Source organism: Pseudomonas sp. MDV22-iso1, assembly GCF_058145095.1.
The window spans coordinates 27,924-50,525 of sequence record NZ_JBYVMF010000036.1 but is presented as its reverse complement, the minus strand read 5'-3'; the positions used below and the strand labels follow the sequence as shown (position 1 = coordinate 50,525).

Below are 22,602 nucleotides of genomic sequence, written 5' to 3'. Positions count from 1 at the left end.
TTCGACTGCGCCGGAAGTGGGGCGAATTATAGACATCCTGAATCTGCCGTCAACCTCTAATTTCATAAATCTGTCACAAAGGTCAAAAAAGCCCCGAAAACAAGAAGGCCGCCTATTAAAGGCGGCCTTATTCCCTTCTACTTACAAGCTAGGAAATGCGAACTGCGAAGCTTCATGACTCGCACGTTGCGGCCAGCGCTGCGTAATGGCCTTGCGACGGGTATAGAAGCGCACCCCATCCGGACCATAAGCGTGCAGGTCACCAAACAACGAACGCTTCCAGCCACCAAAGCTGTGATACGCAACCGGAACTGGCAGCGGCACGTTGACGCCGACCATACCGACTTCGATCTCATCGCAGAACAACCGCGCCGCTTCCCCATCACGGGTGAAGATGCAGGTGCCGTTGCCATACTCGTGATCATTGATCAGCTGCATTGCCTCTTCCAGGCTGTTGACGCGGACGACACACAGCACTGGCCCAAAGATCTCTTCTTTATAGATACGCATCTCTGGCGTGACGTTGTCGAACAGGCAGCCACCCAGGAAGAACCCTTCTTCATGGCCAGCCACACTCAGGCCGCGACCATCGACCACCAGCGTGGCGCCGGCAGCAACGCCGTCATCCACATAACCGCCCACTTTGTCCCGCGCCTGACTTGTGACCAGCGGCCCCATGTCCAGGCCGCAAGAAGTACCTGCACCGATCTTCAGCGCCTTGATCTGCGGCACCAACTTGGCCACCAGCGCATCTGCTACCTGATCGCCCACACACACGGCCACCGAGATCGCCATGCAACGCTCGCCACAGGAACCGTAGGCAGCGCCCATCAACGCGCTGACCGCGTTATCCAGATCCGCATCCGGCATCAATACCGCGTGATTCTTCGCGCCGCCCAGGGCCTGTACGCGCTTGCCGCGCTTGGTGCCCTCGGCATAGATGTACTCGGCAATCGGCGTCGAACCGACAAAGCTCAGCGCCTTGACTTCCGGCGCTTCGATCAGCGCGTCCACTGCCGACTTGTCGCCATGCACCACGCTCATCACACCTTTTGGCAGACCGGCTTCCAGCAACAACTGCGCGATCAGCAATGTGGAGCTCGGATCACGCTCGGACGGCTTGAGGATGAAGCAGTTACCGCAGACGATCGCCAACGGATACATCCAGAGCGGCACCATCGCCGGGAAGTTGAAGGGCGTGATACCCGCGACCACACCCAGCGGTTGGAAATCCGACCACGCATCAATGTTCGGGCCGACGTTACGGCTGTACTCGCCCTTGAGGATTTCCGGAGCGGCACAGGCGAACTCGACGTTCTCGATACCGCGCTTCAGTTCACCTGCCGCGTCTTCAAGTGTCTTGCCGTGCTCTTCGCTGATCAGCTGGGAAATACGCGCTTCGTTCTGTTCCAGCAATTGCTTGAAGCGAAACATCACTTGGGCACGTTTCGCCGGTGGCGTATTGCGCCAGGCCGGGAATGCAGCCTTGGCAGCGTCGATCGCCTGTTGAATGGTTTCGCGGCTGGCCAATGGCACTTTATGAATGGGCTGACCGGTCGACGGGTTGAACACGTCAGCAGTGCGACCGTTGTCGGTCACCAGCTCACCATTGATCAAATGCGGGATAAGGCTCATGCGGGGCTCCTGAAAATTGTCCACAAGCGCCCTGCTCAGGGCGCCCTCTATATATAGATAGCGTTTGGAATCAGTCGATCTTGTTCAGCACTTCGCCGACCGCATCGAACAAACGATCAAGGTCCTGCGGTTTGCTATTGAATGTTGGGCCGAACTGCAAAGTGTCGCCGCCAAAGCGTACGTAGAACCCTGCCTTCCACAATGCCATGCCCGCTTCGAACGGACGCACGATGGCATCTCCGTCACGCGGAGCGATCTGGATCGCACCGGCCAGGCCGTAGTTGCGAATGTCGATAACGTTCTTCGACCCCTTCAGACCGTGTAGCGCATTTTCGAAATGCGGCGCCACTTCGGCCACGCTCTGCACCAGGTTTTCTTTCTGCAGCAGATCGAGTGCCGCCAGGCCAGCGGCACAGGCCACCGGGTGTGCGGAATACGTGTAGCCGTGCGGAAACTCGACCGCGTACTCAGGCGTCGCCTGATTCATGAAGGTCTGGTAGATCTCGGAACTGGCAATCACCGCACCCATCGGGATCGCGCCGTTGGTGACTTGCTTGGCGATGCACATCAGATCCGGGGTCACGCCGAAGCTGTCAGCACCAAACATGGAACCGGTGCGACCGAAACCGGTGATCACTTCATCGAACACCAGAAGAATATTGTGCTGATCGCAGATCTCGCGGAGGCGCTTGAGGTAACCCTCTGGCGGAACCAGCACACCAGCGGAACCGGCCATCGGCTCGACAAACACTGCAGCGATGTTAGAAGCGTCATGCAGTTCGATCAGCTTCAACAGCTCATCCGCCAGAGCGATACCGCCCTCTTTCGGCATACCACGGGAATAGGCATTGCTCGCCAGCAGCGTGTGCGGCAGATGATCGACATCCATCATCGCCTGACCAAACATTTTGCGGTTGCCGTTCACACCGCCAAGGCTGGTACCGGCGATGTTCACACCGTGATAACCACGCGCACGGCCGATCATCTTCGTCTTGGTGGCCTGGCCTTTCAGGCGCCAGTAAGCGCGAACCATCTTCACGGCCGTATCCGCACACTCGGAACCCGAGTCCGTAAAGAACACGTGATTCAGATTGCCCGGCGTCAGATCAGTGATCTTTTCAGCCAGCTGGAACGACAGCGGGTGGCCGTACTGAAAGCCCGGCGAGTAATCGAGGGTGCCCAGTTGCTTGGCGACGGCTTCCTGGATCTCCTTGCGGGTGTGCCCTGCGCCGCATGTCCACAGACCGGACAATGAGTCATACACCTTGCGGCCCTTGTCGTCAGTCAGCCAACTGCCCTCAGCGGCAACGATCAGTCGCGGATCACGCTGGAAGTTACGGTTGGCGGTGTAAGGCATCCAGTGAGCATCGAGCTTCAACTGGCTGGCCAGGGAAGACTGAGCGTTTTCAGGCATGTTCATGAGCAAAACCTCGCAGGGCAATAAGCGGCATAGAGATCAAAAAGCGTTCTTGCAGCTAAATTGCCACGAGGATAAAGTCTGTGAAATCCAACTTTTCTAACCTTCAGTCTGACCCAGACTAAACTTTGAGTAATTAACAGCATGAGCACTCGCCGCCCCGATCCTCTGGCGCAAGTCAGCGACTTTGATATCCGACTGCTGAGGATTTTTCGTAGCGTGGTGGAGTGCGGCGGCTTCTCTGCCGCGGAGTCAGTGCTGGGCATCGGCCGTTCAGCCATCAGCCAGCAAATGAGCGACCTGGAACAGCGCCTCGGACTGCGCCTGTGCCAACGCGGTCGTGCAGGCTTTTCCCTGACCGAAGAAGGTCGGGAGGTCTATCAATCCGCGTTGCAGCTATTAAGTGCACTTGAAAGTTTTCGCACCGAGGTCAACGGCCTGCATCAGCACCTGCGTGGCGAATTGACCATCGGGCTGACCGACAACCTCGTCACCCTCCCCCACATGCGCATTACCCACGCCCTTGCACAACTGAAGGAACGTGGCCCCGACGTGCAGATCCAGATCCGCATGATCGCGCCCAACGAAGTCGAACAAGGTGTACTCGACGGTCGTCTGCATGTCGGCGTGGTGCCCCAAGCCAGCGCACTGTCGGGACTGGAATATCAGCCGCTCTACAGCGAGCGCTCCCTGTTGTATTGCGCGGTCGGCCACCCATTGTTTTACGTCGACGACAAACAACTGGACGACGAACGCCTCAATAGCCAGGACGCCATCGCCCCCACCTTCCGTTTACCCGCCGACATCCAGGCCCATTACCAGGCGCTTAACTGCACCGCCAGCGCATCCGACCGTGAAGGCATGGCCTTCCTGATCCTGACCGGGCGCTACATCGGCTATCTGCCAGACCACTACGCTGCCCTGTGGGTGCAACAGGGCCGGTTGCGAGCATTGAAGCCCAAAGCACGCTTCTATGACCTGAGTCTCGCATCGGTCACACGCAAGGGCCGCCGCCCCCATTTAGTGCTCGAAAGCTTTCTGGAAAGCCTGGCCGCAACAAGATGAAAAATCACCAAAGCTGCGTATTCAAAGGCCTGCAGGCCTTACAACGCAAAATATCTTGAGCACTTGGACAGCTTTTTGCAGGGCATGAGAACCGTCATCCCCGCTAAAAAGAAGACCAACGCCCATGCAGCCAGAATCCTCAAGCCCCAGCGAATTGATCTATGGCCTCAACGACCGTCCGAAGCCGCTCGCCGCTATCCTCGCCGCCCTGCAACACGTGCTCGCCAGTTTTGTCGGCATCATTACCCCGCCGCTGGTCATCGGTTCAACGCTGGGACTCACCGCCCACTTGCCCTACCTGATCAGCATGGCGTTGATGGTTTCGGGGGTAGGAACCTTCATTCAGGCACGCAGGCCGTTTGGCATCGGGGCCGGCATGATCTGCTTGCAAGGCACCAGCTTTGCGTTCCTGGGCGCTGTGTTGTCGGCAGGATTTCTGGTCAAACAGCGCGGTGGCAGCCCGGAAGATATCCTGGCGATGATTTTCGGGGTGTGCTTCTTTGGCGCCGTGGTGCAGATAGTCCTGAGCCGCTTCATCGGCCAATTGCGCCGGGTAATCACGCCATTGGTGACCGGGATCGTGATTACGCTGATCGGCATCAGCCTCATCAAGGTCGGCATCACCGATCTGGGTGGCGGTTTCAACGCCGCGGACTTCGGGGCGCCGGGCAATCTCGCCCTTGGCGTATTCGTGCTGTTGACGATCATTTTGCTCAACCGTTCGAACACCCCCTGGATCCGACTCTCTGCCATTATCATCGGCCTGGTACTTGGCAGCCTGGCTGCCTGGTTCAGCGGAAAACTGGTGCCGCAGCCATTGCCTGACGTGCCGCTGATCAGTCTCCCAATCCCATTCAAGTTCGGCTTCAACTTCGACTGGAGCGCGTTCCTGCCAGTCGCACTTATCTACCTGATCAGCACCATCGAAACCGTCGGCGACCTGACAGCCAATTGCATGCTCGCGCGCCAGCCCATCACGGGGCCTTCCTATATCAATCGGTTGAAGGGAGGCGTGCTCGGTGACGGCGTCAGTTGCGTCATCGCTGCCACGTTCAGCGCGTTCCCCAACACCACGTTCGCGCAGAACAACGGTGTGATTCAGCTCACCGGCGTGGCCAGCCGTTACGTCGGGTTATACATCGGTGCAGTGCTGTTCTGTCTCGGGTTGTTTCCCCTGATAGGCGCGGTGCTGCAGCAAATCCCCAAACCGGTGCTCGGCGGTGCAACGCTGGTGATGTTTGGCAGCGTCGCGGCCGCCGGCGTACGTATCCTTGCCCAGGCACCGCTGGACCGACGCAGCATGTTGATCATTGCCACGTCCTTCGGAGTGGGCTTGGGCATCGCGGCGCAACCCAACCTTTTGCACCTGATGCCCAAGCTCGTACAGAACCTGTTCGATTCGGCGATCACCAGCGGAGGTCTGACCGCGATTCTGATGTGCCTTCTGCTCCCTGAAACCAAAACAAGCCCGGCTGCAGTCAATCAGGCACTGAACGCCGAGCCGATCGAGCAGGTGTAGCGCTTTTATCGTGACAGGACTTGTCTGATACACGTGGGTGCGCTATCAACGCACTGGTTGCACCCACCTATCAGTTCGGAAGTGCCTATGACCTTTGAAGTCCCAGCCCACGGCGGAAAACCCGCCAGCCGCATTCGTCAAAAGAACGAAGAGACCATCATCAAAGCCGCTGAAGACGAATTCGCGCGTCACGGTTTCAAAGGCACCAGCATGAACACCATCGCCCTGAATGCCGGATTGCCAAAAGCGAACCTGCATTACTACTTCACCAATAAGCTTGGTTTGTACGTCGCGGTGCTGAGCAACATCATCGAACTGTGGGATAGCACCTTCAACACCCTGACAGCCGAGGATGATCCCGCCGAGGCGCTGACGCGGTACATTCGCGCGAAGATGGAGTTCTCACGACGTCAGCCGCAGGCCTCGCGGATCTTCGCGATGGAAGTCATCAGTGGTGGCGAATGCCTGACCGAGTACTTCAATCAGGACTACCGTGCCTGGTTCCAGGGCCGTGCCGCGGTGTTCCAGGCGTGGATCGATGCAGGCAAAATGGACCCCGTCGACCCGGTCAACCTGATCTTTCTCCTGTGGGGCAGCACCCAGCATTACGCTGACTTCGCCACGCAGATCTGCCGCGTTAGCGGGCGCTCCAAGTTGACCAAGCAGGACATGGAAGACGCCGGCAACAACCTGATCCGCATCATCCTCAAGGGCTGCGGCCTCACGCCCACTATTTAAGACACCTATGCCTTTTACCCTCAGCGGTTTTTGCGAATACCGCGAAGAGATTCGCAAAAGTCGCTTCATCACCTTCGCCGCACCGATCGGCAGCCCGGCTGAAGCCCAGGCATTCATCGAGCAGCATAGCGACGTGAATGCCACGCATAACTGCTGGGCGTGGAAGCTTGGCGATCAATACCGCAGCACCGATGACGGCGAACCGGGTGGCACAGCGGGTCGTCCGATTTTGGCCGCCATCGACGCACAGGACTGTGATCAGGTCGTGGTGTTGGTAATTCGCTGGTACGGCGGAATTCAACTCGGCACCGGCGGCCTCGCACGGGCGTATGGCGGCGGGGCAAACAAATGCCTGCAAAACGCACCGAAAGTCGAGTTGATCAGCCGGGCACCTCTGAGTTGTGCCTGTGGGTTCGCCGAGCTGCCATTGGTGAAACTTCGTGTGGCAGAGCTGGGAGGCCTGGTGACCGAGGAGACATTCACCGCTAATGGCGTAGAGCTGCAATTGGCGGTGGGTGAAGCCCAGATTGATACCCTTCAAACGCTGCTGGCAGATCTCAGTCGCGGGCGCATTTTGTTGCAACGCTAAGACGCTCAGAGGAGCGCAGCCTGCGATCTTTTGGAGCATCGCCCAATTCTCATGCTCCCAACACTTGCCCACATCTACTGTGCATCCGGCTGTGGATAACCTGAGCACACTCGGCTGTAACCCTTCTGTCATGCGGCTTTGCGGGCTTTGTACATTTTTTGCCCAATCCGCCATGAAAACAAACAAATCAATTTAAAAACAATCAGTTAGCGTCGTATATCGCCGTTAGAAGAAAGCCGGTGAATGCTTATGCCCGTCGCGGGAGCTTGCGCACAAATACTGTGGAGCATTCTGTGGATAACCCGTTCATGCCTGTCGCTGCCCCATATCCTGCATGGCTTGCGGCGCGTTGCTCGTTTTTTGACCAGCCAAACCAGGGCAAAAACAGGGCTTGCTCAATGGTGCCGCCCTCAAGTAGTGCCGGACCAATACACAATCTCGCTCGAAGTACCGTCCTCAAGACCTCTACCCTGAGTGTTTTCGACTTTTCCTGACTCAATGGCCAGGAAATTGCTTTATCCACAGGCATAACTCCAATCGACCCGAGCCTGTCATGCCCAACCCCGTGCCGATCCCCGACCCAACACACCGCCTGCAGATGCGCAAAATCTCCAAGCGTTATCCCGGTTGCCTGGCCAACGACGCCATCGACCTCAGCATCGATCCGGGCGAAATCCACGCCCTGCTCGGCGAGAATGGCGCGGGCAAAAGTACTCTGATGAAGATTATTTATGGCGTCACCCAGGCCGATTCGGGAGAGATCATCTGGCAAGGTCAGCGGGTGAACATGCGCAATCCTGGCCAGGCCCGGAGTTTGGGAATCGGCATGGTGTTCCAGCATTTTTCGTTGTTTGAAACCCTGACCGTGGCACAAAACATTGCCCTGGCCATGGGCGGCGCGGCCGGTACGCCGAAACAGCTCGAACCCAAAATCCGTGAAGTATCCCAGCGCTATGGCATGGCGCTGGAACCCGAGCGACTTGTCCACAGCCTGTCCATCGGGGAACGGCAACGGGTGGAGATCATTCGCTGCCTGATGCAGGACATCCGCCTGCTGATTCTCGATGAACCGACTTCGGTGCTGACACCTCAAGAGGCCGACGATTTGTTCGTCACTTTGCGGCGCCTGGCGTCGGAAGGCTGCAGCATCCTGTTTATCAGCCACAAGCTCAGTGAAGTGCGCGCGTTGTGCCACAGCGCCACGGTGTTACGCGGCGGTCGCGTGGCCGGGCATTGCGTGCCGACCGAATGCTCCGATCAGCAACTGGCGCGGTTAATGGTCGGAGAAACCGCCGAGCTGATCACCGATTACCCAAAGGCCATGGGCGGTGATGTCTTTCTCAACGTGAAGGGGGTGTCCTGGCACAATCCGGACCCGTTTGGTTGCTCGCTCAAGGCCATCAATCTTGAAGTGCACGGCGGTGAAATCGTCGGCATCGCCGGTGTCGCCGGCAATGGCCAGGATGAGTTGCTCGCCTTGCTCAGTGGTGAGCAACGGCTGCACCACAACGACGCCGACAGGATCTGTTTCGGCGGCCAACCCGTGGCCCATCTGCGACCCGATGCGCGACGCAAACTCGGTCTGGCCTTCGTTCCCGCCGAGCGTCTGGGCCACGGTGCGGTGCCGGAACTCAGCCTGGCCGACAACGCGCTGCTGACCGCCTTCCAACACGGTCTGGTAAGCAACGGCCTGATCCAACGCAGCAAAGTCGAAGCCTTGGCCGAAGAGATCATCCACCGCTTCGGAGTGAAAACTTCCGACACCCAAGCACCGGCGCGCAGCTTGTCCGGCGGCAACCTGCAGAAATTCATTCTCGGCCGGGAAATCCTTCAACAACCGAAATTGCTGATCGCCGCGCACCCGACCTGGGGCGTGGACGTCGGCGCCGCCGCCACCATTCATCGAGCGCTGATTGCCTTGCGCGATGGCGGTGCGGCGATCCTGGTGATCTCCGAAGACCTCGACGAACTGTTCCAGATCAGCGACCGGCTGGGTGCCTTGTGCAGCGGCCAAATGTCGACGCTCAAGGCCACCGCCGACACCCGACTGATCGATGTCGGTCGCTGGATGGCCGGTCAGTTCGATGCCCCTCAATCACCCGTACCCGCAACGGTTTAACGGAGTCACACATGCTGCTTTCTCTAGAACCCCGCGGTCAGCAATCACGCCTGATGCTGTGGTGCTCGCCCTTACTGGCGGCCATCCTGACGCTGGGCTGTGGCTCATTGTTATTCGTTGCGCTCGGGCACGACCCATTGCTGACATTGCACACTTTGCTGATCGCGCCCATCAGCGATCTGTATGGCATTAGCGAACTGTTGGTCAAGGCGCTGCCAATTCTGCTCTGCGCCCTGGGCCTGGCGGTGGCGTATCAGGCGCGAATCTGGAACATCGGTGCCGAAGGCCAACTGCTGCTCGGCGCGCTGGCGGGCAGCGCATTGGCGGTGAACATCATTGACCTGCAAAGCCGCTGGGCATTGGTGTTTATCCTGCTTACCGGGACCCTGGCCGGCGCGGCGTGGGCCGGGCTGACCGCGTGGCTGCGCACGCGTTTCAACGCCAACGAAATCCTCACCAGCATCATGCTCAACTACATCGCCCTGAACCTGCTGCTGTTCTGCGTACATGGGCCGCTGAAAGACCCCGCCGGGTTCAACTTCCCGGAGTCGGCCATGTTCGGCGACGCCAGCCGTTTGCCGTTGTTGATGGAGGACGGGCGAGCCCACGCCGGCGTGTATTTCGCGTTGCTCGCACTGGTCGCGGTGTGGGTGCTGCTGCAAAAAAGCTTCGTCGGGTTCCAGATCAAAGTGCTCGGGCTGGACAAGCGTGCTGCCGGATTTGTCGGTTTCCGCGAGAAGCGGCTGATCTGGCTGGCGCTGTTGATCAGCGGAGGTTTGGCAGGGCTCGCCGGCGTCTGTGAAGTCACCGGCCCGATCGGCCAATTGGTGCCGCAGGTCTCCCCCGGTTATGGCTACGCCGCGATCACCGTGGCGTTTCTCGGGCGCTTGAATCCGATCGGCATTCTGTTTTCCAGCCTGCTCATGGCCTTGCTGTACATCGGCGGCGAGAGCGCGCAGATGAGCATGAACCTGCCTCAAGCCATCACCCAATTGTTCCAGGGCATGATGCTGTTTTTCCTGCTGGCCAGTGACGTGCTGATCCTCTACCGACCGCGCTTGAACCTGCGCTGGGCCCGCCGCGCACCCACTACCGTCGTACAAGCAGGAGCGCTGTGATGGATATCGATCTGCTGAGCAATATTTTCTACGCCATGGTCCGTTGCGGTACGCCGCTGCTGTTGGTGGCATTGGGCGAACTCATCTGCGAGAAGAGCGGCGTCCTCAACCTGGGCCAGGAAGGCATGATGCTGTTTGGCGCGGTGATTGGTTTTATTGTCGCGCTGAACAGCGGCAACCTGTGGCTCGGCGTGTTGCTGGCGATGCTTGCCGGGATGCTGTTGTCGTCGCTGTTTGCCGTGGTCGCGCTGGTGTTCAACGCCAATCAGGTGGCTACCGGGTTGGCGCTGACGATCTTTGGCGTGGGCCTGTCGACCTTCGTCGGTGCTGCCTGGGTAGGTAAGCCCCTGGCCGGCTTTGAACCGATCGCGATTCCCTATCTGAGTGAAATCCCGCTGATCGGGCGGATGCTGTTTGCCCAGGATCTGTTGGTGTACCTGTCGTTCGTGCTGTTTGCGCTGGTGGCGTGGGTGATCGTGAAAAGCCGCGTCGGGTTGATCATTCAAGCCGTTGGGGAAAATCCGGATGCCGCCAGCGCCATGGGGTTGCCGGTGCTGGGTGTGCGGACCCTGGCGGTAGTGTTCGGCGGTGCAATGGCGGGATTGGCCGGGGCTTACTTGTCCCTGGCCTACACGCCGATGTGGGCCGAAAACATGAGCGCCGGACGTGGCTGGATTGCTTTGGCGCTCGTGGTTTTCGCCAGCTGGCGGGTCTGGCGTTTGCTGCTCGGGGCTTACCTGTTCGGGCTCGCCAGCATCCTGCACCTGGTGGCGCAGGGGTTGGGGCTGGCGATCCCGTCGAGCCTGCTGGCGATGCTGCCCTACGTCGCGACCATCGTGGTGCTGGTGCTGCTATCGCGGGATGCGGTGCGTACTCGGTTGTACGCGCCGATGTCGTTGGGGCAACCGTGGCAGGCCGGGCATTAGGGAGACCGAGTCGAACTCATCGTCCGAACCGGCAACACCTGAGCCACGCCCCACGCCAACTCAAAGACCAGAAAAACCACTAACAACGCAGTGGCGCCATGGAGCAAGGCATACACCTGCCAGGCAGCAAACAGGAATCTGCCAACAGCGTCATACCGTCCATACACCTGCTGCGGATCACGAATCCGCAGCACCGCCCACACGCAGACAATCGACCCCAGCAGATTCGCCATCAGCATGTGCATCGGCTCGAACGCCGGCAGCTCCCCGGGCAGATCAAACGCTGCACTCAAACCCGACAACACCCCATGCAATGCAGCAAAACTCCACGGCGTGGCAAACGCGGCGGTCACGATCAGGTCATACCAGGCGCTGCCCCGCACCAATCGAGTGTATTGCGATGAAGTCCACATCAGCCTTGCTCCATAAATTCAGGGAGCAACAAGGCTAAAGCCTGGAGTATGCTCCAGGGTCAAGCCCCTCTCGAGACGTCATGATGCGCATCGGTGAATTAGCCCAGGCCAGCGCGGTCAGTCGTGACACGCTGCGCTTCTACGAGCAGCGTGGATTGATCGCCGCGCAACGCAGCGCCAACGGCTACCGCGATTACCCCGCGGACATGGTGCAACTGGTGCTCTACATCAAGACGGCCCAACGGCTGGGCTTCACCCTCGGCGAAATCGGCAACAGCGTCGCCGCGTTGTGGCAGTCCCCCGACCCGGACAGCGCCGTCACACAACTGCTGCAAGACAAGCTCAAGCTGATCGAATCCCGCATGACCGAACTCGGCGCGTTGCGTCACGAGTTACAGCAACGACTCGGGCAACAATGTCCGTTGCAACTGTCCCCGTTAAATCCGTGATTCCCATTCAAAGGAAATCTTCATGACTTCGGCAAAAACCGCACTCATCATCGGCGCCTCACGGGGCCTGGGACTGGGCCTGGTGAAAACCTTGCTGGCCGATGGCTGGCAAGTCATCGCCACCGTCCGCAATCCGCAGAACGCCCAGGCACTGCAAGCCTTGGGTGACGTGCGCATCGAAAAACTCGACATGGACGATCAGCAGGCCGTCATCGCCCTCAGCCAACAGCTCAAGGGCGATGTGTTTGATCTGTTGTTCGTCAATGCCGGGGTCAAGGGTCCGAATGTTCAGACGCCGGGCGGCGCGACATTGGCCGAAGTCGGCCAGTTGTTCTTCACCAATGCCGTGGCACCCATCAATCTGGCTCAGCGTTTCGCCGGGCAGATTCGTGCGGACAGTGGCGTGCTGGCGTTCATGAGCTCAGTGCTGGGCAGCGTGACCATGCCTGACTCGCCGGACCTGGCGCTGTACAAAGCCAGTAAGGCTGCACTGAACTCCATGACCAACAGCTTCGTGACGCAATTGGGCGATCAGAAACTCACGGTGCTGTCGCTGCATCCAGGTTGGGTCAAGACCGACATGGGCGGCGAAGGCGCTGATATCGATGTAGAAACCAGTACGCGCGGGCTGATCGATCAAGTGAACGCTTATAGCGGCAAAGGCGGGCATCACTTCGTCAATTACAAAGGCGAAACCATTCCCTGGTAACCCCCTGCGCTCACCCCCACCTCCCTGTGGGAGCTGAGCTTGCTCGCGATGGCATCTCCTCGGTATTACCGACAGACCGAGGAGCCAGCATCGCGAACAAGCTTGGCGCCCACAGTTGTTCAACGTCTGGTCGGGACGGGCTTGCCCACAACAGCGTTTTATCCGAAACTCCGCACCTCGCCCCCGCGGCGAACCTGGATCAGCAGACAGGGCAACACTGAGCTGGCAACCCTGAACCCAATTTTCAGAGGAGCCGGCCAACATGCCTGCGACCCGTACCTGGTTAAAAAACCCCCTTGCCATTTTCACAGCCAACGACCTCGATGCCCGTGGCGGTCTGGTGGTGCAAGACGGCGTCATCGTCGAAGTGCTCGGCGCTGGCCAGCAACCTTCCGCGCCCTGTGAGCAGGTCTTCGATGCTCGCGAGCATGTGATCCTGCCGGGCCTGATCAACACCCACCACCACTTCTATCAAACCCTGACCCGTGCCTGGGCACCGGTGGTTAATCAGCCGCTGTTTCCGTGGTTGAAAACCCTCTACCCGGTCTGGGCTCGCCTCACGCCGGAAAAGCTCGCCCTCGCCAGCAAAGTCGCGCTGGCCGAACTGCTGCTGTCTGGCTGCACGACCGCAGCCGATCACCATTACCTGTTTCCGGAAGGGCTGGAAAACGCGATCGACGTGCAAGTCGAGAGTGTTCGCGAACTGGGCATGCGCGCCATGCTGACCCGCGGTTCCATGAGCCTCGGTGAAAAGGACGGTGGCCTGCCGCCGCAGCAGACCGTGCAGCAAGGCGAAGTCATTCTCGACGACAGCCAGCGCCTGATCGCCGCCTACCACGAACGTGGCAACGGCGCGCAAATCCAGATCGCCCTGGCACCCTGCTCGCCGTTTTCGGTAACCCCGGAAATCATGTCCGCCAGCGCTGAACTGGCGAACAAGCTCGATGTGCGCTTGCACACTCACCTGGCCGAAACCCTCGACGAAGAAGATTTCTGCCTGCAGCGCTTCGGCCTGCGCACCGTGGATTACCTGGACAGCGTCGGCTGGCTCGGCCCGCGCACCTGGCTGGCCCACGGCATTCACTTCAACCCCGATGAAATCGCCCGCCTCGGCGCTGCCGGCACCGGTATCTGCCATTGCCCAAGCTCGAACATGCGCCTGGCTTCCGGCATTTGCCCGACCCTGGACCTGACCGCAGCCGGCGCATTGCTCGGTTTGGGTGTGGATGGTTCTGCGTCAAACGATGCCTCGAACATGATGCTCGAAACCCGTCAGGCGCTGTACATTCAGCGGCTGCGTTATGGCGCTGAGAAGATCACGCCGGAACTGGTTCTGGGCTGGGCAACCAAAGGGTCGGCCAGTTTGCTGGGCCGCACCGACATCGGTGAGCTGGCAGTCGGAAAACAGGCCGATCTGGCGCTGTTCAAGCTCGATGAGCTGCGCTTCTCCGGCAGCCATGACCCGGTTTCAGCGTTGCTGCTGTGCGGCGCGGACCGTGCGGATCGGGTGATGATCGCCGGCAAGTGGCGCGTGATAGACGGGCAGGTCGAGGGGCTGGATCTGAAAGGCTTGATCGCCGATCACAGCCAGGCGGCCCGCCAGCTGATTGCTGGCACCTGACCTGAAGCCATCGCGGGCAAGCCTTGCTCCCACAGGCTTTGCACAGGTCCTGAGAACGGCGTTTGACCTGTGGGAGCTGGGCTTGCCCGCGATACTTTTAAAGCCCCAACAACGACAACATGATGAACGTCGCAAACAGCACAAAGTGCGTCATCCCTTCGATGGCATTGGTTTCGCCATCGTTGAGGTTGATCGCGCTGACGATCAAGGTCAGGAAAATCATCACGGTCTGCACCGGTGTCATCGCCATCTGAAAGGGCTGCCCGGTATAGAGTGCCATCGCTTCCATCACCGGAACGGTCAGGATGACTGTCGACAGCGACGCGCCCATGGCGATGTTGACCACTGACTGCATGCGATTGGCCAAGGCCGCGCGCAACGCCGTCAAAATCTCCGGCGCCGCGGAAATCGCCGCCACCAGAATCGCCGTGATCACCGGCGGTGCTCCCGTCCCTTCCAGCCCCAGATCGAGCGTCTTGGACATCACCTCCGCCAGCGCGCCAATCACCACCACGCCGAATACCAATGTGCCGATGGAAGTGGTCAGGCTGACCGGTGCCGGTTCAGTCTCTACCGGCTCTTTGCGGCGACGTTTTTCCGGGTAGCTGTAGCTGAAAAAATAACTGTGCGGCCCGACCTGCATGCGCAGGAACAGCGCATACAGCACGACCATCGCACCGATGGTGAAACCCGAATAAATTTTCCAGTTCGCCTCGGGAATGAACTCCGGCACCACCATCGACACGCCCATGGCGGTAAGAATCATCACGCTATAGCTGCGCGCCGAATCGTCGTTGTAGGACTGCTCACCATGCTTGAGGCCACCCATCAGCGCCGCCAGGCCGAGGATGCCGTTGATGTCGAGCATCACCGCCGAATAAATCGTATCGCGCACCAAAGTCGCCGAGGCTTCGTTTCTCATCATGATGGCCAGGATCACCACTTCCACCAGCACTGCGGCCAGCGTGAGGATCATCGTGCCGTAAGGGTCGCCCACCTTTTCCGCGAGCAGTTCGGCGTGATGGGCGACGCGCATGGAAGCAGCGACGATGAACGCAATCAGCACCAGACCACCGATCAACGCCACGACCTGGCCGCTGTGCAGTAACCAGTGCTCCAGCGGATAAGCGATGAACGCGGCGATCAGGGCCAGCAGCAGAAACTTTTCTTGCTTGAGGAGTGTGAGCATTGCGGGCCTTTTACCGAGTGAAGCGAAACCAGAGTGATGAGCTACTGACTGCGGCACGGCGCTAACGTTTCGTTACACCTTAGCGCACCAGTGGATGGCAGGGTGCCAGCGAGTCGCACCGGGTTGGTTCTGGAGGATCAAAAGATCGCAGCCTGCGGCAGCTCCTACTGGACAACGCAAAACCCTGTCGGAGCTGCCGCAGGCTGCGATCTTTTGATTTGTTGTCCTGTTGGTCAGCAATTTGCATTACCCCTTCCAACCTCAAAAACAATAGGGAGTGGGATTCATGCATAAACGTCCGTTGAAGAAACTGATGTGCGCCGTTGCCGCAGCCATCGGTCTGAGCACCAGCCTGACCGCCGCTGCCGTCGAGCCACTTAAAGTCGGTTTCGTCTATATCGGTCCGATCGGTGACCACGGCTGGACGTATCAGCATGAACAGGGGCGCAAGGCGCTGGCCGAAAAGTTCGGTAACCAGATCACCACCAACTACGTGGAAAACGTCCCCGAAGGCGCCGACGCCGAGCGGGTGATCCGCAACATGGCCAAGGACAAGTACGACCTGATCTTCAGTACCTCTTTCGGCTACATGAACCCGACCCTGAAAGTCGCGAAGCAATTTCCCAAGGTGACCTTCGAACACGCCACGGGGTACAAGCAGGACAAGAACCTCGGCACCTACCTGGCGCGTACCTATGAAGGTCGATACGTCGGCGGCTTCCTCGCCGCCAAGATGACCAAAAGCAAAAAAATCGGCTACGTCGCGTCCTTCCCGATCCCGGAAGTGATCCGCGACATCAACGCCATCCAGCTGGCCCTGAACAAGTACAACCCCGGCACCGAAATCAAGGTGGTATGGGTCAACTCCTGGTTCGATCCGGGCAAGGAAGCCGACGCCGCCAACGCCCTGATCGATCAGGGCGTCGACGTGGTGTTCCAGCACACCGACAGCCCGGCGCCGATCCAGGCCGCTGAGCGACGCGGTGTATATGCCGTCGGCTACGCTTCGGACATGGCGCACTTCGGACCGAAAGCGGTGCTGACTTCCATCGTCAATGACTGGGGACCGCACTACATCCAGGCGACCCAAAGCGTGCTCGATCATTCATGGAAATCGCAGGATTACTGGGGCGGCTTGAAGGAAGGCACGGTTGAGCTACCAATCAGCGACCTGGTGCCTGCAGCGGTGAAGGCCGAAGCCGAGCAGATCATTGCCGACATCAAGAGCGGCGCCTTCCACCCCTTCACCGGGCCGATCAAAGACCAGGCTGGCGCGGAGAAAATCCCGTCCGGCGTGACAGCGACCAATGCCGAGCTGGCTTCAATGAACTACTACGTCGAAGGCATGAAGGCCGACATTCCGAAGTAAAAGAACGCCACCCTATAGGAGCTGCCGCAGGCTGCGATCTTTTGATTTTGTTTTTTAAGATCAAGATCAAAAGATCGCAGCCTGCGGCAGCTCCTACAAGGACTCGCAACGGTTTCAAGGACTGCGCATGAATCAGCTTCCCATCATCGACATCGCCCCGCTCTACACCGACGATCAATCCGCCTGGCAATCCGTCGCCAGCCAAATCGACCACGCCTGCCGCGAATGGGGCTTTTTCTACATCAAGGGCCACCCGATCAGCCCATCGCGAATAGAAGCCGTGCTCGATAGCGCCAAACAGTTCTTCGCCCTCCCCAATACCGAAAAACTGCAGATCGACATCACCCAGACCCGCCACCACCGCGGCTACGGCGCCATCGCCACCGAGCAACTCGATCCAGGCAGACCCAGCGACCTCAAAGAAACCTTCGACATGGGCCTGCACCTGACAGATGACCACCCTGACGTACTGGCAGAAAAACCCTTGCGCGGCCCCAACCGTCACCCCTCGATACCCGGTTGGGAACCTCTGCTGGAGCAACATTACCTCGACATGCAGGCGCTCGCCCAAACCCTGCTGCGGGCCATGACCCTGGCGCTGAACATCGAGCCCGACTTCTTCGACACCCGCTTCAATCAACCCGTCAGCGTACTGCGAATGATCCACTATCCGCCCCGCCACACCGCCAGTTCCGAGGAGCAACAAGGCGCCGGCGCACACACCGATTACGGCTGCATCACCTTGCTGTATCAGGATGCCGCCGGCGGGCTGCAAGTGCGCAACGTCAAAGGCCAGTGGATCGACGCACCGCCTATCGACGGCACGTTCGTGGTCAATCTCGGCGACATGATGGCGCGCTGGAGCAACGACCGTTATCTGTCGACGCCACATCGGGTGATCAGCCCGCTGGGTGTGGACCGTTACTCGATGCCGTTCTTCGCTGAACCGCACCCGGACACCGTGATTGAATGCTTGCCCGGCTGCCAGGATGCACAGCATCCCGCTAAATATCCGATCACCACGTGCGCCGAGTTTCTGCTGTCACGCTTCGCTGACACCTACGCCTATCGCCGGGAGCCGGAAGAGGTGTGATGAACCGGCTGGTCAGGTTTTACCAATTGTTGCCGCGGGCATCTGTAGAATGCCCGGCATCTGCACCTGATGAGAAAAGACTATGTACGACTGGTTGAACGCCCTGCCCAAGGCAGAACTGCACCTGCACCTCGAGGGTTCGCTGGAACCTGAGCTGTTGTTCGCCCTGGCCGAGCGCAACAAGATCGCGCTGCCGTGGAGCGACGTTGAAACCCTGCGCAAGGCGTACGCCTTCAACAACCTTCAAGAGTTTCTCGACCTGTATTACCAGGGCGCTGACGTGCTGCGCACCTCCCAGGATTTCTACGACCTGACCTGGGCGTACCTATTGCGCTGCAAGGCGCAGAACGTGATCCACACCGAACCGTTCTTCGATCCACAGACCCACACCGACCGTGGCGTGCCATTCGAAGTGGTGCTCAACGGCATCGCCAGCGCACTGAAAGACGGCGAGCAACAGCTCGGTATTACCAGCGGTTTGATACTGAGTTTCCTGCGCCACCTGAGCGAAGAAGAAGCCGAAAAGACCCTCGACCAGGCACTGCCGTTCCGGGATGCGTTTGTGGCGGTCGGCCTGGACAGCTCGGAAATGGGTCACCCGCCAAGCAAGTTCCAGCGGGTATTCGACCGCGCCCGTCACGAGGGCTTCCTGACCGTGGCCCACGCCGGTGAAGAAGGCCCGCCCGAGTACATTTGGGAAGCCCTCGACTTGCTGAAAATCCAGCGCATCGACCATGGCGTTCGCGCCATTGAAGATGAACGCCTGATGCAGCGGATCATTGACGAGCAGATTCCGCTGACGGTTTGCCCATTGTCGAATACCAAGCTTTGCGTGTTCGATCACATGTCTCAGCACAACATTCTGGACATGCTGGAACGTGGGGTGAAAGTCACCGTGAATTCCGATGACCCGGCGTACTTTGGCGGCTATGTCACCGAGAACTTCCACGCGCTGTACACCGATCTGGGCATGACTCAGGATCAGGCCAAACGCCTGGCTCAGAACAGCCTGGATGCGCGGTTGGTAAAGCCATAAGCCTCACTACACTCCCTTTGTAGGCGTGAGCCTGCTCGCGATGAGGCCATTACATTCAACCTGTCAGTTGACTGATAATCCACCATCGCGAGCAGGCTCGCTCCTATAGGGTATGTAGGTCAGTCGAGGACAACAGCCTCACTCAACGCCTCCAGTGTCTTCCCTCAAGTCTCCATCCCGAACACCCACACTGGTTTTCACCGCCCCGAACATCGCCGTGATCGCGGTTCAAACAGCCATTTCCAGCTCGGTTTCCCTCGCAAAACGATGGATTTCACGCTGTCCCGTTACCGTCACCAGCAACGCGGGTGAATCGTTCGGCAGGCTCAGCCATCCGGACTGCATGAACAGCTGCAACAACGCCGCACCCAGTGGACCGCCCATGTGCGGACGTCGCTCGCTCCAGTCAGGGCATGCGCAGGCGACTTTACCGTTGTGATGAGTCAGTGCCTGAATGTACACACCGCGCAAGGCCAGCTGTGTCGCGCCCTTGTGCGTGATGGACACTCGCTGATCGTGTTGCTCGATCCAGCCGGCATCCACGAGGCGCTGATACAAATCGGCGGCCAGGGTACCGCCCAAATGTTCCTCGCAAAGCCTTGCGCGCAACAATGGCGAAGGCACTGCCTGGGGTTTGGCCACAGGTACCTAGCGTTTGAAAACATCTGGAATGGGCTGAGGAGTGCTGGCCAGCGTGGCGCTGGCCAAAGCCTGGACCGCGGCGCCGACTTCCGGCGCGGCAAGACGGAAAAACCGCTTGCGTCCACGAACCTCGACTTTCAACAGACCTCCGGCAGACAACCGCCCCAAATGGGCATTGGCTGAAGAGGGCGACAGGCCGGCCAGAAGCGCCAGGTCTTCGGCCTGGCGTGCGGAACCGTCCATCAAGGCCCACATCATTGCGCTGCGCTTGGGGTCAGCCAGCAACGTGGCAATCTGGCTGATGCAAGGTGCATGTTCCATTTATTCACTCCCTGTTGAATCGTTTGTCGACTGCTCGCAGACATCTTGACCCTTATTGTTTTCTCGGCCAAGGCGTCGAAAACACCCTGCTCCGGGGCAACTTCGGCCACCCGCGTACGCCATGTCCGACAAAAGGGGGATGCAAGTATAAGCAGGTGGGACGCCACTTCCTGTCGTCCCGGAAACCCTGGGTGGTGATAGTTCCTGTGGGAAATTTCTCTATTTAACTGCGACTAATGTTCACCTGCGGCAAAAGTCGGAAATTGCCCGCTCAACGTGGCGCATCGACTGGCAAGCATTTCTCGCAAAAGGTTCACGGGCTTACTCAGTTGTGCGCGATGAGCGCACAACAGGTTCAGCGGCGCACGCTCACAGGTCAGCTCCGGCATCAGCAGCTTCAGACGACCGGCCAATACATCCGCCGCCACATCGAGCCAGGATTTATAGGCGATTCCCGCTCCCGCCACTGCCCACAGGCGCACGACATCGGCATCATCGCTGAAACGATCACCACTGACCGTCAGCCCGACTTCGCGTCTGCCGTCATGAAAACTCCAGTGATCGTGAACCCGGCTGCCAAGCATGAAAAGCAGGCAATTGTGCTGAGCCAGTTGCTCGAGTTGACGAGGCTCGCCATGTCGGGCGAGGTAATCCGGCGCGGCGCACAGTACACGGCGGTTATGGGGGGCGATGGGCAGCGCCACCAGACTGGAGTCTTCCGGCTCGCCGTAACGCAGGGCGATGTCCACCGGCTGGCGGAACAGGTCGGCGATACGGTCTCCCAACAACAAGCGCACCGTGAGCTTCGGATGTTCGCGCTGGAACTCGTCCAGCCAGGGCAGCAACAGGTTGCGGCCGAAGTCCGACGGTGCCGACAGCTGCAAAATGCCGCTGACCTGATCCTGGCCGCTGGCCAACAAACGCCGCCCCTCATCGAGATTGCTCAGGGCGGCACGGGCGTACTCGAGAAAACCTTCACCTTCGGCCGTCAGGCGCAGGCTGCGCGTCGAACGAGCCAGCAAGCGGGCACCCAGCTGCTGTTCGATCCGCTTCAAGGCCGCACTGGCCACCGCCGCCGACATGTCCATTACACGCGCCGCCGCCGAAAGGCTGCCCAGATCCGCCGCCCGGACGAACAACTGCAAGTCATCGAAACGCAGCATTTCTCCACCGATTATCAAAAAAATATTGAAAGAGACTGCTCTTTTAGCGGGTTTTATCTTGTGTAGAAATAGCCAATCATCTGCCCCATCGAAAACAGCCCGTTCCGGAGTCGACCATGTCCCAGCCCTTTACCGCCATCGCCACCCTCGTCGCCAAAGCTGGACAGCAGGACGCCCTCGAAAAGCATCTGCGTGCGCTGCTGGAACCGACCCGTGCCGAGGCGGGTTGCGGTCAATACGATCTGCACGTGGACCTCGCCAATCCGCAGGCCTTCTACATGATCGAAAAGTGGAGCAGCGACGAAGCGCTGCAGGCCCACGACGCCAGCGACCATATCCAGAATTTCCGCGCAACCGCCGGCGACCTGATCGAACACTTCGAACTCAAGCGCCTGCGATTCGTGGCCTGAACCATCTTTTATTACCTACTTTTTGGAGTTACCCATGAAAGCCATCGCCTACTACGCCTCATTGCCGATCACCGACGCCAAGTCCCTGCAAGACATCGAACTGCCAGAGCCGGTCGCCGGGCCGCGAGATCTGTTGGTAGAGGTCAAGGCCATTTCGGTCAACCCGGTGGACACCAAGGTCCGCCAGAACGTCCAGCCAGAAGAAGGCGCGGCGAAAGTGCTGGGCTGGGACGTGGCGGGCGTGGTCAAGGCCGTCGGCAGCGAAGTGACCTTGTTCAAGGCCGGCGACAACGTGTTCTATGCCGGTTCCATCGCCCGCGCTGGCGGCAATAGCGAGCTGCACGTCGTGGACGAACGGATCGTCGGCCATATGCCGACCACGTTGAGCTTCGCCGAATCAGCTGCCCTGCCGCTGACCGCCATCACTGCCTGGGAGTTGCTTTTTGAACGCCTGCAGGTACGCGAAGGCAAAACCGACGAAGGCCAGAGCCTGCTGATCGTCGGCGCTGCCGGCGGTGTCGGTTCGATCCTCACGCAACTGGCCAGCCAACTGACCGGCTTGAAAGTGATCGGCACCGCCTCGCGCCCGGAAACTCAAAGCTGGGTGCGCGAGCTGGGGGCTGACCTGGTTATTGATCACAGCAAGCCGCTGAGCGAAGAGCTCAAGCGTGCAGGTGTCGAGCACGTTACCCACGTCGCCAGCCTGACCCAGACCGATGCTCACTTGGATCAACTGGTCGAAGCACTGGCGCCACAGGGGAAACTGGCGTTGATCGATGATCCAAAGGCGCTGGATGTGACCAAGCTCAAGCGCAAGAGCCTGTCACTGCACTGGGAGTTCATGTACACCCGCTCGCTGTTCGAAACCGCGGACATGATCGAGCAACACAAATTGCTCAACCGCATCGCAGAGCTGATCGACGCCGGGACGCTGAAAACCACGGTCGGCGAGCACTTCGGCACCATCAACGCGGCCAACTTGCGCCGCGCTCATGAACTGCTGGAAAGCGGCAAGTCCAAAGGCAAGATCGTGCTGGAAGGGTTCTAAAAATATAATTCAA

At 59.3% G+C, this 22,602-nt stretch carries 20 protein-coding genes and 1 pseudogene; 15 read left to right on the top strand and 6 right to left on the bottom strand.

Features of this window, described 5'->3' with window-relative positions; all coding sequences use genetic code 11:
- Window positions 1-141 precede the first annotated feature (141 nt).
- Together AC3ZVB_RS27075 and aptA are read right to left on the bottom strand one after the other, a co-directional pair.
- Window positions 142-1,635, bottom strand: a complete 1,494-nt coding sequence (locus AC3ZVB_RS27075) for a CoA-acylating methylmalonate-semialdehyde dehydrogenase (protein ID WP_490148249.1) — start codon at window positions 1,633-1,635, stop codon at window positions 142-144.
- A 70-nt stretch (window positions 1,636-1,705) separates the two neighbouring features.
- The gene (gene aptA / locus AC3ZVB_RS27070) at window positions 1,706-3,055 is read right to left on the bottom strand and encodes an omega-aminotransferase AptA (protein WP_162440116.1); all 1,350 of its coding nucleotides are present in this window, start codon (window positions 3,053-3,055) and stop codon (window positions 1,706-1,708) included.
- Between the two features lie 141 nt (window positions 3,056-3,196).
- On the opposite strand from aptA, the gene AC3ZVB_RS27065 reads away from it, so the two are divergent.
- The 7 genes from AC3ZVB_RS27065 to AC3ZVB_RS27035 all read left to right on the top strand — a co-directional run bounded on the left by AC3ZVB_RS27065 (window position 3,197) and on the right by AC3ZVB_RS27035 (window position 11,126).
- Entirely contained in the window at window positions 3,197-4,117 is a 921-nt protein-coding gene (locus AC3ZVB_RS27065; protein WP_162440115.1) for a LysR family transcriptional regulator, read from the top strand.
- A 124-nt stretch (window positions 4,118-4,241) separates the two neighbouring features.
- Window positions 4,242-5,636 (top strand): uracil-xanthine permease family protein, encoded by a 1,395-nt coding sequence (locus AC3ZVB_RS27060; RefSeq protein ID WP_490148248.1) that lies wholly within the window; start codon window positions 4,242-4,244, stop codon window positions 5,634-5,636.
- Window positions 5,637-5,723: 87 nt separating this feature from the next.
- Window positions 5,724-6,374: a TetR/AcrR family transcriptional regulator gene (locus AC3ZVB_RS27055; protein ID WP_162440113.1), complete on the top strand. Its 651-nt coding sequence runs from the start codon at window positions 5,724-5,726 to the stop codon at window positions 6,372-6,374.
- Between the two features lie 7 nt (window positions 6,375-6,381).
- Complete coding sequence (locus AC3ZVB_RS27050; RefSeq protein ID WP_490148247.1) at window positions 6,382-6,963, top strand: IMPACT family protein; 582 nt, start codon at window positions 6,382-6,384, stop codon at window positions 6,961-6,963.
- 553 nt (window positions 6,964-7,516) lie between these two features.
- A complete protein-coding gene (locus AC3ZVB_RS27045) occupies window positions 7,517-9,082 on the top strand; it encodes an ABC transporter ATP-binding protein (RefSeq protein WP_490148246.1) in 1,566 nt (521 codons plus the stop codon).
- Window positions 9,083-9,093: 11 nt separating this feature from the next.
- Window positions 9,094-10,200: an ABC transporter permease gene (locus tag AC3ZVB_RS27040; protein WP_490148245.1), complete on the top strand. Its 1,107-nt coding sequence runs from the start codon at window positions 9,094-9,096 to the stop codon at window positions 10,198-10,200.
- Window positions 10,200-11,126 (top strand): ABC transporter permease, encoded by a 927-nt coding sequence (locus tag AC3ZVB_RS27035; RefSeq protein ID WP_162440109.1) that lies wholly within the window; start codon window positions 10,200-10,202, stop codon window positions 11,124-11,126. The genes AC3ZVB_RS27040 and AC3ZVB_RS27035 overlap by 1 nt, the downstream gene beginning before the upstream one ends.
- Here AC3ZVB_RS27035 and AC3ZVB_RS27030 read toward each other — a convergent pair.
- Window positions 11,123-11,539 (bottom strand): hypothetical protein, encoded by a 417-nt coding sequence (locus tag AC3ZVB_RS27030; RefSeq protein ID WP_490148244.1) that lies wholly within the window; start codon window positions 11,537-11,539, stop codon window positions 11,123-11,125. The two genes, AC3ZVB_RS27035 and AC3ZVB_RS27030, sit on opposite strands and share 4 nt — an antisense overlap.
- Before the next feature lie 83 nt (window positions 11,540-11,622).
- Here AC3ZVB_RS27030 and AC3ZVB_RS27025 point away from each other — a divergent pair, with 83 nt between their 5' ends.
- The 3 genes from AC3ZVB_RS27025 to AC3ZVB_RS27015 all read left to right on the top strand — a co-directional run bounded on the left by AC3ZVB_RS27025 (window position 11,623) and on the right by AC3ZVB_RS27015 (window position 14,318).
- On the top strand, window positions 11,623-11,988 hold the full coding sequence (locus AC3ZVB_RS27025; RefSeq protein WP_490148252.1) for a MerR family transcriptional regulator: 366 nt from the start codon (window positions 11,623-11,625) through the stop codon (window positions 11,986-11,988).
- A gap of 22 nt (window positions 11,989-12,010) precedes the next feature.
- On the top strand, window positions 12,011-12,697 hold the full coding sequence (locus AC3ZVB_RS27020; protein ID WP_490148243.1) for an SDR family oxidoreductase: 687 nt from the start codon (window positions 12,011-12,013) through the stop codon (window positions 12,695-12,697).
- Between the two features lie 262 nt (window positions 12,698-12,959).
- Window positions 12,960-14,318, top strand: coding sequence for an 8-oxoguanine deaminase (locus tag AC3ZVB_RS27015; protein ID WP_162440106.1), 1,359 nt, complete (start codon window positions 12,960-12,962; stop codon window positions 14,316-14,318).
- A gap of 97 nt (window positions 14,319-14,415) precedes the next feature.
- Here AC3ZVB_RS27015 and AC3ZVB_RS27010 read toward each other — a convergent pair whose 3' ends face one another.
- Window positions 14,416-15,507, bottom strand: coding sequence for a calcium:cation antiporter (locus tag AC3ZVB_RS27010; RefSeq protein WP_162440105.1), 1,092 nt, complete (start codon window positions 15,505-15,507; stop codon window positions 14,416-14,418).
- Window positions 15,508-15,793: 286 nt separating this feature from the next.
- Here AC3ZVB_RS27010 and AC3ZVB_RS27005 point away from each other — a divergent pair, with 286 nt between their 5' ends.
- The 3 genes from AC3ZVB_RS27005 to AC3ZVB_RS26995 all read left to right on the top strand — a co-directional run bounded on the left by AC3ZVB_RS27005 (window position 15,794) and on the right by AC3ZVB_RS26995 (window position 19,005).
- A complete protein-coding gene (locus AC3ZVB_RS27005) occupies window positions 15,794-16,876 on the top strand; it encodes a BMP family ABC transporter substrate-binding protein (RefSeq protein WP_194691494.1) in 1,083 nt (360 codons plus the stop codon).
- Between the two features lie 127 nt (window positions 16,877-17,003).
- Window positions 17,004-17,969 (top strand): 2-oxoglutarate and iron-dependent oxygenase domain-containing protein, encoded by a 966-nt coding sequence (locus AC3ZVB_RS27000; protein WP_490148242.1) that lies wholly within the window; start codon window positions 17,004-17,006, stop codon window positions 17,967-17,969.
- Window positions 17,970-18,051: 82 nt separating this feature from the next.
- Window positions 18,052-19,005, top strand: a complete 954-nt coding sequence (locus tag AC3ZVB_RS26995; protein WP_162440102.1) for an adenosine deaminase — start codon at window positions 18,052-18,054, stop codon at window positions 19,003-19,005.
- 228 nt (window positions 19,006-19,233) lie between these two features.
- Here AC3ZVB_RS26995 and AC3ZVB_RS26990 read toward each other — a convergent pair.
- Window positions 19,234-19,968: pseudogene (locus AC3ZVB_RS26990) on the bottom strand (ArsR/SmtB family transcription factor).
- 233 nt (window positions 19,969-20,201) lie between these two features.
- On the bottom strand, window positions 20,202-21,131 hold the full coding sequence (locus AC3ZVB_RS26985) for a LysR family transcriptional regulator (RefSeq protein WP_490148241.1): 930 nt from the start codon (window positions 21,129-21,131) through the stop codon (window positions 20,202-20,204).
- Between the two features lie 116 nt (window positions 21,132-21,247).
- Here AC3ZVB_RS26985 and AC3ZVB_RS26980 point away from each other — a divergent pair, with 116 nt between their 5' ends.
- Together AC3ZVB_RS26980 and AC3ZVB_RS26975 are read left to right on the top strand one after the other, a co-directional pair.
- The gene (locus AC3ZVB_RS26980; protein WP_490148240.1) at window positions 21,248-21,541 is read left to right on the top strand and encodes a putative quinol monooxygenase; all 294 of its coding nucleotides are present in this window, start codon (window positions 21,248-21,250) and stop codon (window positions 21,539-21,541) included.
- Window positions 21,542-21,575: 34 nt separating this feature from the next.
- Window positions 21,576-22,589, top strand: a complete 1,014-nt coding sequence (locus AC3ZVB_RS26975; RefSeq protein WP_490148239.1) for a zinc-binding alcohol dehydrogenase family protein — start codon at window positions 21,576-21,578, stop codon at window positions 22,587-22,589.
- Window positions 22,590-22,602: the final 13 nt, after the last annotated feature.

Bases quoted from the DNA above. Each gene is read 5' to 3' on its own strand.
- AC3ZVB_RS27005 (WP_194691494.1), top strand. From the start codon at position 15,794: ATGCATAAACGTCCGTTGAAGAAACTGATGTGCGCCGTTGCCGCAGCC.
- AC3ZVB_RS27065 (WP_162440115.1), top strand. From the start codon at position 3,197: ATGAGCACTCGCCGCCCCGATCCTCTGGCGCAAGTCAGCGACTTTGAT.
- AC3ZVB_RS27010 (WP_162440105.1), bottom strand. From the start codon at position 15,507: ATGCTCACACTCCTCAAGCAAGAAAAGTTTCTGCTGCTGGCCCTGATC.
- AC3ZVB_RS27040 (WP_490148245.1), top strand. From the start codon at position 9,094: ATGCTGCTTTCTCTAGAACCCCGCGGTCAGCAATCACGCCTGATGCTG.
- AC3ZVB_RS27060 (WP_490148248.1), top strand. From the start codon at position 4,242: ATGCAGCCAGAATCCTCAAGCCCCAGCGAATTGATCTATGGCCTCAAC.
- AC3ZVB_RS27000 (WP_490148242.1), top strand. From the start codon at position 17,004: ATGAATCAGCTTCCCATCATCGACATCGCCCCGCTCTACACCGACGAT.
- AC3ZVB_RS27015 (WP_162440106.1), top strand. From the start codon at position 12,960: ATGCCTGCGACCCGTACCTGGTTAAAAAACCCCCTTGCCATTTTCACA.
- AC3ZVB_RS27020 (WP_490148243.1), top strand. From the start codon at position 12,011: ATGACTTCGGCAAAAACCGCACTCATCATCGGCGCCTCACGGGGCCTG.
- AC3ZVB_RS27025 (WP_490148252.1), top strand. From the start codon at position 11,623: ATGCGCATCGGTGAATTAGCCCAGGCCAGCGCGGTCAGTCGTGACACG.
- AC3ZVB_RS26975 (WP_490148239.1), top strand. From the start codon at position 21,576: ATGAAAGCCATCGCCTACTACGCCTCATTGCCGATCACCGACGCCAAG.
- AC3ZVB_RS27075 (WP_490148249.1), bottom strand. From the start codon at position 1,635: ATGAGCCTTATCCCGCATTTGATCAATGGTGAGCTGGTGACCGACAAC.
- AC3ZVB_RS27035 (WP_162440109.1), top strand. From the start codon at position 10,200: ATGGATATCGATCTGCTGAGCAATATTTTCTACGCCATGGTCCGTTGC.
- AC3ZVB_RS26985 (WP_490148241.1), bottom strand. From the start codon at position 21,131: ATGCTGCGTTTCGATGACTTGCAGTTGTTCGTCCGGGCGGCGGATCTG.
- AC3ZVB_RS26995 (WP_162440102.1), top strand. From the start codon at position 18,052: ATGTACGACTGGTTGAACGCCCTGCCCAAGGCAGAACTGCACCTGCAC.
- aptA (WP_162440116.1), bottom strand. From the start codon at position 3,055: ATGAACATGCCTGAAAACGCTCAGTCTTCCCTGGCCAGCCAGTTGAAG.
- AC3ZVB_RS27045 (WP_490148246.1), top strand. From the start codon at position 7,517: ATGCCCAACCCCGTGCCGATCCCCGACCCAACACACCGCCTGCAGATG.
- AC3ZVB_RS27050 (WP_490148247.1), top strand. From the start codon at position 6,382: ATGCCTTTTACCCTCAGCGGTTTTTGCGAATACCGCGAAGAGATTCGC.
- AC3ZVB_RS27030 (WP_490148244.1), bottom strand. From the start codon at position 11,539: ATGTGGACTTCATCGCAATACACTCGATTGGTGCGGGGCAGCGCCTGG.
- AC3ZVB_RS26980 (WP_490148240.1), top strand. From the start codon at position 21,248: ATGTCCCAGCCCTTTACCGCCATCGCCACCCTCGTCGCCAAAGCTGGA.
- AC3ZVB_RS27055 (WP_162440113.1), top strand. From the start codon at position 5,724: ATGACCTTTGAAGTCCCAGCCCACGGCGGAAAACCCGCCAGCCGCATT.